The organism is Xanthomonas populi, from assembly GCF_002940065.1.
In the GTDB taxonomy this organism is placed as follows: domain Bacteria; phylum Pseudomonadota; class Gammaproteobacteria; order Xanthomonadales; family Xanthomonadaceae; genus Xanthomonas; species Xanthomonas populi.
The window spans coordinates 1-13,019 of sequence record NZ_MDEJ01000113.1; the positions used below are offsets into that span (position 1 = coordinate 1).

Here is a 13,019-nt window from a genome sequence, read left to right on the forward strand (position 1 = left end):
GCGACCTCGCTCTCCCGCGGTCGCTCAGACCTGTGGGGGATCGGTCGACCACGCCGGCTCTCGACGCCTAATCTGGCAGACCGGCAACAGATAGGCGTACGGGCGAAGCCTCGCGCCGTAGGCCACCAGCCTCACGGCACCCGCGCGCACACCCACGCATCCACCCGCTGTACGCCCGCGCGCCTCAACGCCTGCGCCGCCGCATGTAGCGTGGCACCGGTCGTCATCACGTCATCTACCAAAGCCACATGCGCGGGCAATACGCCACCGGCCACGAAAGCATCGCGCAGATTGCGCTGGCGTTCGTCCGCATCCAGCTCGGATTGCGGTGCGGTCGCACGCACGCGGCGCAACAACGGCAGGCAGGGCAACCGCAGCGCACGGCCTAGCGGTTTGGTCAGCTCCAAGGCCTGGTCGTAGCCGCGCTGACGCAAGCGCTGCCGGTACAAGCTCACCGGCACCAATGCCTGTGGACGCGGCAAGCCCGCACAGTGTTTGGCCATCAATTCGCTGAGCAGACGCCCGGCCGCCAGATCCTGATGAAACTTGAAGCGCCGCAGCAAGCCATCCACCGGCCAGCGATAGGTAAAACACGCCTGCACACGCTGCAACGGCGGCGGTTGCTGCAGGCATTGCCCGCATAGCACCGCTCCATCGGAGGCATACAACTGCGTCGCGCAGCACAGGCAGGCGTGCCCATGATCCGGCAACGCCGCGCGGCACGACGGGCACAGATCGCAGTCGGCCGCACCGGCCTCGGCGCAGACCAGGCACACGCTCGGCAGCAGCAGCCGCACCACACGCTGCGGCCAGCTGTAAGCCGAACGCACCTCATCGAAGTTGACAGCCTCTTTCATGCTCACCAGACTGCCTGCCTTCCAAGCCGCTGACTGTCAGGAAACCCCGATGTCTGTTGTCGTACGCCATGACTGGGATCGCAAAGAGCTGCATGCGCTGTTCGACTTGCCGTTTCCGGAGCTGCTGCACCGCGCCGCCAGCGTGCATCGCGCCCATTTCGATCCGGCTGAGGTGCAGGTGTCCACGCTGCTGTCGGTCAAGACCGGCGGCTGCCCGGAAGACTGCGCGTACTGCCCGCAGGCGCAGCGCTACGACACCGGCGTGACCGCGCAGAAGCTGATGGAGACCGAAGAGGTCGTCGCCAAGGCACGGCAGGCCAAGGCCGCCGGCGCCTCGCGCTTCTGCATGGGCGCGGCCTGGCGTTCGCCCAAGGAGCGCGACATCCCCAAGGTTGCCGCGATTATCCGCGAGGTCAAGGCGATGGGCCTGGAGACCTGCGCCACGCTCGGCATGCTCGACGCCGGCCAGGCGCGTGCGCTCAAGGAGGCCGGGCTGGACTACTACAACCACAATCTGGACACCGCGCCGGATTACTACGACTCGATCATCCACACTCGCCAGTATCAAGATCGCCTGAACACCCTGGAGCACGTGCGCGATGCGGGCTTGAAGACCTGCTGCGGCGGCATCGTCGGCATGGGCGAAACCCGCGAGCATCGCGTCGGCCTGCTGCTGGCGCTGGCCACGCTGCCGGCGCATCCGGATTCGGTACCGATCAACCAATTGGTGCAGGTCGCCGGCACGCCGTTGCACGGCACCCAGCAACTGGATCCGTTCGAGTTCGTGCGCATGATCGCGGTTGCGCGCATCGCCCTGCCCACCTCGATGGTGCGCCTGTCCGCAGGCCGCGAAGCGATGAGCGACGAACTGCAGGCGCTGTGCTTTCTGGCCGGCGCCAATTCGATCTTCTACGGCGAAAAATTGCTGACCACCGGCAACCCGGACACCGAACGCGACCAGGCCCTGTTCCAGCGCCTGGGCCTGCGCCCGATGCAGATCAGCGTCGATGCCGCCGAGCACGACCACCCCGGCACCGTGCATGCGGACATCACCCGCGGCGCGGCCTGCGAACACGCCGCGTAACCGCGAATCCTTATGCCCGGCACCGGTCGTCGGTGCCGGCTGGGCGCACTGCGCACGGCACGCTACGCTAGCGGCCCTTTCCGCTGTTGACCGACTCCATGGCTCGCCCCGATTTGCACGAACGGATTTCGTCGCTGCGCAAGTTGCGTGTGGCCCAGGAACGGGTCCGGGTACGGCGCCAAGTGGGCCGCCGCGACGGTGTGCGGCTGGAAATCGATGGCCGCTGGCTGACCGGTTTCTGCTCCAACGACTATCTGGGCTTGTCGCAACAGTTTGAAGTGGTCGCCGCGTTGCAGGACGCCGCAGCGCGCGATGGTGCCGGCGCCACCGCCTCGCATCTGATCTGCGGCCACCATACTGCGCACGAAACGCTCGAACGCGAAATCGCCGATTGGCTCGGCTATCCGTCGGCGCTGCTGTTCGGCAGCGGCTTCACTGCCAACCTGGCCGTGCAGCAAGCCTTGCTCAGCGAAGAAGACGATGTCTGCGTGCAGGACCGGCTCAACCACGCCAGCCTGCTCGATGCCACGCGCCTGGCCGGCTGCCGGCTGCGGCGCTATCCGCATCTGGATGTGGAAGGCGCGATGCGTCAGCTCAAGGGTGCGCCCGAGGGCGCGGCGATGCTGGCCAGCGATGGCGTTTTCAGCATGGATGGCGATGTCGCGCCGCTGCGTGCGTTGAGCCTGGTCGCACGCATGCAGGAGGCGCTGTTCTACGTCGACGATGCGCATGGCGTGGGTGTGCTCGGCCCACAAGGACGCGGTTGCGTTGCCGATGCCGGACTTGGCGTTGCCGAAGTGCCTCTGCAATTGGTCACTCTGGGCAAGGCACTCGGCGGCTATGGCGCAGTGGTGGTGGGCGAAGAAGCGTTGGTGCGCCATCTGGCCGAAACCGCGCGCCCGTACATCTACACCACCGCGTTGCCGCCGGCGCAGGTCGCTGCGACCTTGGCCGCCGTGCGCCTGGCGCGTCGCGACGATTGGCGGCGTGCACGGCTTGTCGAATGGATCGGCAGTTTCCGCGATGGCGCGCGTCGGCATGGTTTCGAACTGATGGCCTCGGAGACAGCGATCCAGCCGCTGCTGTGCGGCGAAGAAGCCACAGTGATGGCGATGTCTGCCGCACTGGAACAGGCCGGCTTTCTGGTCAGTGCGATCCGCCCGCCCACAGTGCCCGAAGGCAAGGCGCGCCTGCGCGTGACCTTGTCTGCGCTGCACACGCCGCAGCAGGTGCAGGCGCTGATCGAAGCCATGGTGCAGGCGCGCGATGTGGTCAGCCGGCAACCGCTGCGCGCGTCTGCCTGAAAGCAACTACCAAAACGCAACTACGCAGCCGCCGGCAGGGCGGCACGTTGGCTGATGCGAGCATGCGCGTTGGCAATACTTTGACGCGCACCCAAGATCAGCACGATGCACACGCTCCACCGCTGACGCGCGCGCACTGAACAACCTGCGCCAATCAGCGACACTACCCGCATGCATATCGATGTCATCGGCCACGGGCCTGCGCTGGTTCTTCTGCACGGTTGGGCGTTGCACGGCGGCGTGTTTGCACCGCTGGTGGAGCGGCTGGCACCGCATTATCAACTGCATCTGGTGGATCTGCCTGGGCACGGTTTCAGCCGCGACGACAGCACGCCGCTGGCGCTGCCGTACGTGGTTGCCGAAATCGCTGCGGCGACACCGTCGGCGGTATGGATCGGCTGGTCGCTGGGTGGGTTGTTCGCGCTGCATGCTGCGGCCAGCCAACCGCAGGTACGCGGGCTGGCGATGATCGCGGCGACACCGCGCTTCGTAAAAGGTATCGATTGGAGCGACGCGGTCGAGCGCGACGTGTTCGTGCAATTCGGCCAGGACTTGTCGCGCGATTATCGGGGCACCCTGGAGCGTTTTCTTGCGCTTGACACGCTGGGCTCGGCACATGCCCGCGCCGAACTGCGCAGCCTGCGCGAAACGCTGGTTGCGCGCGGCGAACCAGCCGCCGACGCATTGCAACAAGGCCTGAGCCTGCTGGAACGCACCGATCTGCGCCGCGCGCTGCCGCAATTGACCCGCCCCAGTCTGTGGATTGCCGGCCAACGCGATCGGCTGGTCCCGGCGGCCGGCATGCATGCTGCCGCGGCGCTGGCTCCGCACGCGCAAGCACTCACCATTACAGGCGGCGGGCACGCGCCGTTTCTGGGCCATGCCGAGCAGGTCGCCGAGGCGCTGCAACGCTTCGTTGCGTCCGTGCCGTGAGCGGATCGCCGATCATGCCAATTCACTGATCGAGGGAGCAGCGCATGGACTTGGGAATCGCTGAACGTTGGGCATTGGTGTGCGCCGCCAGCAAAGGTCTCGGATTGGGCTGCGCACGCGCACTGGCCAGCGAAGGGGTTAACGTGGTGATCGTCGCGCGCGGCCGCGATGCATTGGAGACATCCGCCGATGCGCTGCGCGCGCTGCCGGGTGCAGGCGCGGTGCGCAGCGTGGCGGCCGATATCGCCACGCCGCAGGGACGCGCCGATGCGCTCGCCGCTTGCCCGCAGGTCGATATCCTGATCAACAACGCCGGTGGCCCGCCGCCAGGCGATTTTCGGCAGTGGGAACGCGAAGACTGGCTGCGCGCATTGGATGCCAACATGCTGGCGCCGATCGAACTGATCCGCGCAACCGTCGATGCGATGCGCGCACGGCGCTTCGGCCGCATCGTCAACATCACCTCCAGCGCGGTGAAGGCACCGATCGCCATGCTCGGCCTGTCCAACGGCGCGCGCGCCGGCCTCACCGGCTTCGTCGCCGGGCTGGCGCGCAGCACGGTCGCCGATAACGTCACCTTGAACAATCTGCTGCCCGGCCAGTTCGCCACCGACCGCCTGCGCGGCAACTTCGCCGTGATCGCGCAACAACAGGGCAGCACCGTCGAAGACATCGCCGAGCGCAAGCGTGCAGGCATTCCGGCCGGGCGCTTCGGCGAACCGGACGAATTAGGCGCGGCGTGCGCGTTTCTATGCAGCACGCAGGCCGGTTACATCACCGGGCAGAATCTGTTGATCGACGGCGGCAGCTATCCCGGCACTTTTTAGTTCAGATGCCAACCTGATTGGCGGTGAGCGCGCCAGTGTTGCATCCGCCCACTCACGCGTTGGCACGCAACCAGCCAGCAACCAGCGCACGAACGCACGCTCCCGCACGCAGCGTCGGATCCAAGGGATGCACTGCGTGCGCCTGCGCAACACATCGATTCCCTCCGCCGCGCGCAGCGGCGACAATAGTGCCGCAATGAACAGTACCTTCGACCCCCGCCACGTCCGGCGCGCCTTCGCGCGTGCCGCCAGCAGTTATGCCGCCGCCGCAGCGCTGCAGCGCGAGGCGGAAACGCGCCTGCTCGAATCGCTCGATTACTTCGGCGACCAAGTACCCAAGGTGGTGCTGGATGTCGGCGCCGGCCCCGGCCATGCCAGCGGCGCGATCAAGAAACGCTGGCCCAAGGCGCAGGTGATCGCGCTGGATCAGGCCATGCCGATGCTGCGCAAGGCGCGCAAGGCAGCCGGCTGGTGGAAGCCGTTTGTACAGGTCTGCGCCGATGCACGCGCGCTCCCCGTCGCCGACGGCAGCGTGGATGTGATCTTCAGCAATCTGTGCCTGCAGTGGGTGGAAGACCTACCGGTAGTCTTCGCAGGTTTCCGTCGCGCGCTGCGACCGGGCGGATTGTTGCTGTGCTCCACCTTCGGCCCGGAGACCCTGATCGAATTGCGCGAGGCCTTCGCACAGGCCGACCCGGCCCCGCACGTCAGCCACTTCCCGCCGATCGCGCAATTCGGCGATGCCTTGCTGATGTCCGGCTTCCGCGATCCCGTCTTAGACCGCGACCTGTTCACGCTGACCTACAACGACCTGCCCGCCTTGATGCGCGAACTGCGTGCGATGGGCGCGACCAACGCGCTCAGCGATCGTCGCGCCACCCTGACCGGACGCGGCCGCTTCGCGGCCGCCAGCGCCGCCTACGAGCCGTTACGGCGTCCGGACGGCACGCTGCCCAGTTCATGGGAAGTGATCTACGCGCACGCCTGGGCGCCGGCACCGGGTGCGCCCATCCGCGAACAAGGACACGACATCGCCAGCGTACCGTTGGCCTCGATCCCGATCCGCCGCCGCATCGACTGAGCGGCGGTACAGATCGCCGGCAGCAATGCACCTGCTGCCGGTGAGACACACAATCTTGGGCCGATGCCAATGCCGACCTGTCAGACTCGGCGGTACCCGTTAGAATTCAGACATGAATGACAGGCCGTGTGTTGCGACTCGGTCTGTCCAAAGCCCTACCTGAGTGATGGCTGACAAACGTCGCGATCCGCCGTCGGCGGCGCAGGCCTCTGATCGCCGCCCCTGTATGTGCGGCCCCCCGGCCCCCAATTGGCTTTTCCCCCATGTTGAAATGGCTCATCATCGCGCTGTTCATCGCATCGGCGCTGTACATTCATTACCGCGGTCGCGTGCGGCACCGGCTCAGCCGGCAGTTGCTGGACCATTCCACCTTCATGGCACCGATCAACACGCTGATGTATCTGTGTTCGCGGGTGCCGACCACACCGTTCATCGATCCTGGCAAGGAATTCCCGGAACTGGCCCCGTTGCGCGCCAATTGGCCGCTGATACGTGACGAAGCGGTGGCGTTGCAGCAGATGCAGAAGATCCGCGCGGCCGACGGCTACACCGACATCGGCTTCAACTCGTTTTTTCGCCGCGGCTGGAAGCGTTTCTATCTGAAGTGGTACGGCACCGCGCACCCGTCGGCGGCCGAATTGTGCCCGCAGACCACCGCGTTGCTGCACGCTATTCCCACGGTGAAAGCGGCGATGTTCGCCGAGCTGCCACCGGGCAGCGAACTGCGCCCGCACCGCGACCCGTTCGCCGGGTCCATGCGTTTGCATCTGGGGCTGGCCACGCCCAACGACGACCGCTGTTTCATCGACGTCGACGGTCAGCGCCACAGCTGGCGCGATGGCGAGTGGACCATGTTCGACGAGACCTACATCCACTACGCCCGCAACGACACCTATCAGGACCGCATCATCCTGTTCTGCGACATCGAGCGCCCGATGCGCTGGCGCTGGGCGGCGGCGGTGAACCGCTTCGTCGGCCGCAGCCTACTGTCGGCCGGCGCCTCGCCCAATCAGGAAGGCGACAAGACCGGCGGCATCAACCGCGTGTTTCGCTATTTCTACGCAGTACGACTGAAAGCCAAGGCCTTGAAGGAACGCAACAACCCGCTGTACCAGATCCTCAAGTGGGGCATCTTCTTGCTGGTGGTGGTCGGGATCGCGTTGCTGTAACGCCTGGACCACTATCTTAGGAGCGCACCTGCTTAGGAGCGCACCTGGGCGCGATAAGGCATGACCGCTAACGCCTCATTGCGCGCAGGCACCCTCCTAAACAGGTGTAGCTACACAGGTCTCGCACCCCATGCCGGTCAGCCTAGGCAGGCCATGCAATTAGCGCGACACCTGCGCGATCCATTCCTGCAGGTTGTAGTAGTTGGTGACGCGGGTGATCTTGCCAGCGCGCACATCGAAGAACGCACCACCCGGCAACACATAGGTCTGCCCATTGGCGTCCGGCAGGCCTTCGTCGGTGGTGTGGTAGACCCCGTGCGCCACGTACTCGGCGCCAACCCGCGTACCGTCCTCGTTGACGGTGATCACGATGTCACGCAGCTGCTCGCGGTAACTGTCGTTCATGCGCTGCAGGAAGGCCGCGAAGTCCTCCCGGCCGATCTCGCGCGGCCCCTGGTTGAGGTCGTGCGCGAGGTCCTCGGCCAGGAACGCCAGCATGGCGTCCCACTCGCCGCGGTTGAATGCCTCGTAGTAGGCCTGGACCAGGCCGGTGGCGCGTTGCCGATTGCTCTCGCTCATGCTCGAACCTGCCGCTGGGAAAGCCGCATCATAGGCCCAGCATCAAGCGCCCTGCACCACCAGATCGCGATGGAAGTAATAGACCTCCTGCAACAGGAAGCGCCAACTGGTGTGGAAGCTGCGAAAGCGCGTGCTGGGCGTGGACGAGGCCAGCGCATCCACGCCCAGCTCCTGGCTCAGCCGCAGCGCGCGCGCCATGTGCAGTGGGTCGCTCACGATGATGGCCCGGTGCATGCCGTGGCGCTCCATCAACGCGCGCGCCTGTAGCAGATTCTGCCGGGTGGTGCGCGATTCGGTCTCGATCACGATCGCTTCCGGCGGGATGCTGTGGCGTAGCGCATACCGCCGCGCCACCTGCGACTCGGCAAAGCGCGCGCCATTGCCGAAGCCGCCGGTGAAGAGCAGCCGCGGCGCATAACCCTGCGCGTAGAGATCCAGCGCATGCCGGATACGTTCTTCGAACACCGGCGAAGGGCGCGCGTCGTAAGCGGCTGCGCCCAGCACGATGATCACATCGGCCGGCGCGGCCTGGTCGCGGTCGCCGATCCAGACGATCCAGCCCGCCACACCCACCAGCCAGATCGCCGCCAGCATGCACAACCGCCAGCACCAGCCCCATAGGCCGATCCGGCGCGAACGCCTGCTCACGCCGCGGCCCATGGCAGCGCGTGCAGATCCACATTGCCACCGGACAGGATGAGCCCGATCCGGCGCCCGGCAAAGCGCGCCGGATCGGCCAGCACGGCCGCAAGCGCGATTGCCGAAGAAGGCTCTACGACTTGTTTGAGGATCTGCCAGATCAGCCGCATCGCCTGCACCACCGCGGCATCGTCCACGGTGATCACCTGCGCGCCGGCCGCTTGCAACAGTGCGAAATTCGGTGCCCCCAAGGTGCCGCGCAGACCATCGCAGAGCGTGTCGGGTACGAAATCGACCAGGCGCTCGCCTGCCGCCAGCGAACGTGCGGTGTCGGCCGCCCCGCTGGGCTCGGCCAGGACCAGTGCGCAGCCCGGCGCGGCTTGCAGTGCCAGCGCCGCACCGGCGGCCAACCCGCCGCCACCGACCGGCGCTAACAGCACGTCCAGCCCGCCGCTCTGGTGCAGCAGCTCCAGCGAGGCAGTTCCCTGCCCCGCGATCACTGCAGGGTCGGTGTAGGGATGTACCAGGGTCGCGCCGCTGCTGGCTTGAACTTCTGCGCACAGCCGCTCGCGCGCGGCGATGGTTGGTGCGCAGCGCCACAATGTGGCCCCGTGGCGGGAAATATTGGCCAACTTGGCGGCCACCGCGCCCTCCGGCACCACCACATGGCAGCCGATACCACGGGTGCGTGCAGCGAACGCCAATGCGGCGCCGTGGTTGCCGGACGAATGCGTGACCACGCCACGCACAGCGCGTTGTTCCGATAACGCCCACACCGCATTGCAGGCGCCACGGAACTTGAACGCGCCGCTGCGCTGCAGGTGTTCGGCCTTGAAGAACAGCTGCGCGCCGCAGAGCGCATCCAGGCTGTGCGAGGTCAGCAGCGGTGTCGGCGCGCACTGCGGCGCAATGCGCGCAGCGGCTTGCAGAACGTCGGAATGGGCAAGATGGACCGTCTCGATCATGCTTGCAAGATTAACGTATCCCCCACGCTGCACGACCGTGCGCGCAAGCCCCGCGCATGCTGGATCGATGAAAAAACGCCACATTGCGGCACAGTTAAGGACCGATTCAATGCATCGGCTCGAAAGTGGCACCATGGTTGCAAGAGGGCACCATCCATGAAATTGCGTCTGATCTTCGCCGCCGGGCTACTGGCCCTGAGCGGCTGCGCGACTTACGACTACACCGGCGGTGGGTCGGGCGGCTATTACCGTGGCGCGCCCGCCGTGCAGTATCGCTCTCCGCCGGGTTACTCGCCGTATTTCTACGGCAATCCGTACGGCAATCCCTATGGGGCCGGTTCGATCGGGCTGTACGACTACCCGGTGTATCCGGTTTACCGCAGCGGTGGGGGCTACTACTACCGGCAGAACGATCGGCGCCCGCAGTACCGGCCGCCGCGCCCGAACGGCTCGTACACCAATGGTCCGCGTCCGCAGCAGACCAATCGCCCACCGGCAACCGGCGCTGCGCCGTCGCGACCGCCGGAACGCATCGCTGCACCGCCACGGGTGATCCGGCAGATTCAACGGCAGACCGCGCCGCGCGAGCAGATGCCGTGAGTGACCGACTGCGACGCAGCCCGCAAATGGCAATGTTGGGGGCTTGCGTTCAGCCTTCACTTGGTTGCAAGCTAGCTGCACTGTGTGACCCTCCACGTCATTTTTTGACGTGTCCCACTGCACTGACTGACTTATGTCGATGTCCGACAGGAAATCTGGATCCCCCCTGTTCCGGCCCTGTCGGATATCGGCGCCTTCAATGCATAAAGCCCCGGCATGCCGGGGCTTTATGTCTTTGTAGCGTCATGACCGGGCAGCGCCTGACGGCATTAGCCTGAGAGAGAAGATCGGTGGCCACGTCAAATCGCAGATAAAAATAAGGGCCGGCAGTCCCCCGACTACCGGCCCTTACGCTACCCCATCGCACGCGCGGCTGGCCCCTGTTCCAATTCCAGCCTTTGCGCCCATGTCGCAATGCCACGACGGATGCAGTAGGGGTATCCGCACGGAGCATGCCAACTTGAGTGCCACTATTCGATAATGTGATAAATATCGCATTTTTATTGATTGAGTGACCGCGATCGCTCTTCAGCCGATACTTCAGCAGCCGTCATCTCCTTCCGCTTCCCAGTCCGCGCCCATGTCCGACTCTTTCTATCGCTACGACGTCATCGTGATCGGCGGAGGCCATGCCGGCACCGAGGCCGCGCTGGCCTCCGCGCGCGCCGGTGCCCGCACTTTGCTGCTGACCCACACCATCGAGACGGTGGGTGCGATGAGCTGCAACCCGGCCATCGGCGGGATCGGCAAGGGCCATCTGGTCAAGGAAATCGACGCCCTGGGCGGGGCGATGGCACGCGCGGCGGATCTGGCCGGCATCCAGTGGCGCACGCTCAATGCCTCCAAGGGGCCGGCGGTGCGCGCCACGCGCTGCCAGGCCGATCGCAATCTTTACCGCAATGCGATCCGCTGCATCGTCGAAGCGCAGCCCAACCTGACCGTGTTCCAGGCGGCAGTGGACGATCTGATCATCCACAACGGCGCTGCCGAAGCCGACAGTGTGCGTGGGGTCATCGCCCAGAGCGGGCTGCGCTTCGAAGCGACTTCGGTAGTGCTGACCGCCGGCACCTTCCTGGCCGGCAAGATCCATGTTGGCGAGACACAGTACGCGGCCGGGCGCATGGGCGAGGCGCCGGCCACCACGTTGGCCGCACGCCTACGCGAGCGGCCGTTCGCGATCGACCGGCTCAAGACCGGCACCCCGCCGCGTATCGATGGGCGCACGCTCGACTACAGCGTGATGGCCGAGCAGCCGGGCGACGACCCGCTGCCGGTGATGTCGTTCATGGGCCAGCTCCGCGATCACCCGCGCCAGGTGAGCTGCTGGATTACCCACACCACCGAACAGACCCACGCCATCATCCGCGGCGCGCTGCATCGCTCGCCGCTGTATTCGGGGCAGATCGAAGGCATTGGCCCGCGTTACTGCCCGTCGATCGAAGACAAAGTGGTGCGCTTCGCCGAGAAGACCAGCCACCAGATCTTCGTCGAGCCCGAAGGGCTGGAAGTAACCGAGATCTATCCCAACGGCATCTCCACCTCGCTGCCGTTCGACGTGCAGCTGGCGCTGGTGCGCTCGATTCATGGCTTTGCGCAGGCGCATATCACCCGCCCCGGCTATGCGATCGAATACGACTTCTTCGACCCGCGCGGGCTCAAGGCCTCATTGGAAACCAAGGCAGTGGGCGGGCTGTTTTTCGCCGGGCAGATCAACGGCACCACCGGTTACGAAGAAGCCGCTGCGCAAGGGTTGCTGGCCGGCCTCAACGCTGCGCGTTTTGTGCAGGCCTTGCCCGCGTGGTCGCCGCGTCGCGACGAGGCCTACCTTGGCGTGCTGGTGGACGATCTGATCACCCACGGCACCACCGAGCCGTATCGCATGTTCACCAGCCGTGCCGAATACCGGTTGCAACTGCGCGAAGACAATGCAGATGCGCGCCTGACCGGTGTGGGCCGCGCAATGGGCCTGGTCGACGATACGCGCTGGGCACGGTTTTCGGCCAAGCAGGAGGCGGTGCAGCGCGAAAGCGCGCGCTTGTCGGCGCTATGGGCGACCCCGGGCAATGCGCTGGGCCGCGAGGTGGCCGACACCTTGGGCGTGGCAGTGAGCCGCGAAACCAACGTGCTGGACCTGATCAAGCGGCCGGAACTCAACTACGCCACGCTGATGCGCGTACCGAGCTTGGGGCCTGGCGTGGACGATGCGCAGGTGGCCGAGCAGGTCGAGATCAGCGTCAAGTACGCCGGCTACCTGGATCGCCAACGCGACGACATCGCGCGGCAGCAATGTCACGAAACCACGCCGATTCCGCAAGGGTTCGATTACGCCAGCGTGCGCGGCCTGTCGATCGAAGTGCAGCAGAAACTCGAACGCGTGCGCCCGCAAAGCATCGGCCAGGCGCAGCGTATTGCCGGCATGACGCCAGCAGCGATTTCACTGCTGCTGGTGCATCTGGAACGCGCGCGGCGCAGTCGGGTGGCGTAAGGGATTTGTGGTTGAGCGATGACATTACTGCATTGCAACGCATGATCGATTCACCAACAGATCACTTTCAAATCGCATTGCGAAAACCGGTTGAAGCTGAATTCTTTAATGCTAGGCAATTGTTCAACGCCAGCCCCGCGCACTTTCGCGCGACACGTTGCCAGCGGAGGTCACCATGCGATGCATGGCGCCATGTGCGAAAGCCGCCGGTGCGCACAGACTTGCCGCTCGTCAGACGGCCTATAGCGCCACAGGGGAAGTTGCTATGCTCCATTAACTGTGACGAATTTTTATTAATGAACAGATCGAGTGTGATGCTGACGGCAACTCTGCGAAGTGCCTGTCCGTTTTTATTGCTGATGCTGGCGAACATTTCGCCGGTGATGGCCAATACCGAAGAGGATGGGCGTTATTGGTTAAAGGAGCCTCTAAAAACCCCATCAATCTGCCATCATTGACTTGACGCCCTGCCAGCGGAGAACGACAGACATGATCA

Annotated in this window: 13 protein-coding genes; 9 read left to right on the top strand and 4 right to left on the bottom strand. The window is 65.4% G+C overall.

Features of this window, described 5'->3' with window-relative positions; translation table 11 throughout:
* Window positions 1–131: 131 nt before the first annotated feature.
* Window positions 132–857: a ComF family protein gene (locus XpopCFBP1817_RS15865; RefSeq protein ID WP_208619638.1), complete on the bottom strand. Its 726-nt coding sequence runs from the start codon at window positions 855–857 to the stop codon at window positions 132–134.
* 49 nt (window positions 858–906) lie between these two features.
* On the opposite strand from XpopCFBP1817_RS15865, the gene bioB reads away from it, so the two are divergent.
* The 6 genes from bioB (at window position 907) to lpxO (ending at window position 7,255) form a co-directional block, all read left to right on the top strand.
* Window positions 907–1,941 carry a biotin synthase BioB gene (gene bioB, locus XpopCFBP1817_RS15870; RefSeq protein WP_128417844.1) on the top strand — a complete coding sequence of 345 codons (1,035 nt, stop codon included), beginning with the start codon at window positions 907–909 and terminating at the stop codon, window positions 1,939–1,941.
* A 98-nt stretch (window positions 1,942–2,039) separates the two neighbouring features.
* Window positions 2,040–3,245, top strand: a complete 1,206-nt coding sequence (bioF, locus tag XpopCFBP1817_RS15875; protein WP_128417845.1) for an 8-amino-7-oxononanoate synthase — start codon at window positions 2,040–2,042, stop codon at window positions 3,243–3,245.
* Between the two features lie 171 nt (window positions 3,246–3,416).
* Window positions 3,417–4,178, top strand: a complete 762-nt coding sequence (gene bioH, locus XpopCFBP1817_RS15880) for a pimeloyl-ACP methyl ester esterase BioH (protein ID WP_128417846.1) — start codon at window positions 3,417–3,419, stop codon at window positions 4,176–4,178.
* 44 nt (window positions 4,179–4,222) lie between these two features.
* Window positions 4,223–5,005 carry an SDR family oxidoreductase gene (locus XpopCFBP1817_RS15885; protein ID WP_128417847.1) on the top strand — a complete coding sequence of 261 codons (783 nt, stop codon included), beginning with the start codon at window positions 4,223–4,225 and terminating at the stop codon, window positions 5,003–5,005.
* A 196-nt stretch (window positions 5,006–5,201) separates the two neighbouring features.
* Window positions 5,202–6,086 (top strand): malonyl-ACP O-methyltransferase BioC, encoded by an 885-nt coding sequence (gene bioC / locus XpopCFBP1817_RS15890; RefSeq protein WP_128417854.1) that lies wholly within the window; start codon window positions 5,202–5,204, stop codon window positions 6,084–6,086.
* Between the two features lie 263 nt (window positions 6,087–6,349).
* Window positions 6,350–7,255, top strand: coding sequence for a lipid A hydroxylase LpxO (lpxO, locus tag XpopCFBP1817_RS15895; RefSeq protein WP_128417848.1), 906 nt, complete (start codon window positions 6,350–6,352; stop codon window positions 7,253–7,255).
* A 159-nt stretch (window positions 7,256–7,414) separates the two neighbouring features.
* Here the strand turns inward: lpxO and XpopCFBP1817_RS15900 are convergent, their stop codons facing one another.
* From XpopCFBP1817_RS15900 to XpopCFBP1817_RS15910, 3 genes are read right to left on the bottom strand one after another with little or no spacing between them, the layout of a single operon-like run.
* Complete coding sequence (locus XpopCFBP1817_RS15900) at window positions 7,415–7,834, bottom strand: nuclear transport factor 2 family protein (RefSeq protein WP_128417849.1); 420 nt, start codon at window positions 7,832–7,834, stop codon at window positions 7,415–7,417.
* A 42-nt stretch (window positions 7,835–7,876) separates the two neighbouring features.
* Window positions 7,877–8,494, bottom strand: a complete 618-nt coding sequence (locus XpopCFBP1817_RS15905; protein WP_128417850.1) for a YdcF family protein — start codon at window positions 8,492–8,494, stop codon at window positions 7,877–7,879.
* A complete protein-coding gene (locus XpopCFBP1817_RS15910) occupies window positions 8,479–9,438 on the bottom strand; it encodes a pyridoxal-phosphate dependent enzyme (RefSeq protein WP_128417851.1) in 960 nt (319 codons plus the stop codon). Before XpopCFBP1817_RS15910 ends, XpopCFBP1817_RS15905 begins: the two co-directional genes overlap by 16 nt.
* Before the next feature lie 156 nt (window positions 9,439–9,594).
* Here XpopCFBP1817_RS15910 and XpopCFBP1817_RS15915 point away from each other — a divergent pair, with 156 nt between their 5' ends.
* The 3 genes from XpopCFBP1817_RS15915 to XpopCFBP1817_RS22195 all read left to right on the top strand — a co-directional run bounded on the left by XpopCFBP1817_RS15915 (window position 9,595) and on the right by XpopCFBP1817_RS22195 (window position 12,981).
* Entirely contained in the window at window positions 9,595–10,038 is a 444-nt protein-coding gene (locus XpopCFBP1817_RS15915; protein WP_128417852.1) for a hypothetical protein, read from the top strand.
* A 580-nt stretch (window positions 10,039–10,618) separates the two neighbouring features.
* Window positions 10,619–12,523 (top strand): tRNA uridine-5-carboxymethylaminomethyl(34) synthesis enzyme MnmG, encoded by a 1,905-nt coding sequence (gene mnmG, locus XpopCFBP1817_RS15920; protein ID WP_128417853.1) that lies wholly within the window; start codon window positions 10,619–10,621, stop codon window positions 12,521–12,523.
* An 11-nt stretch (window positions 12,524–12,534) separates the two neighbouring features.
* Window positions 12,535–12,981, top strand: coding sequence for a hypothetical protein (locus XpopCFBP1817_RS22195; RefSeq protein ID WP_208619639.1), 447 nt, complete (start codon window positions 12,535–12,537; stop codon window positions 12,979–12,981).
* The last annotated feature ends 38 nt before the right edge of the window (window positions 12,982–13,019 follow it).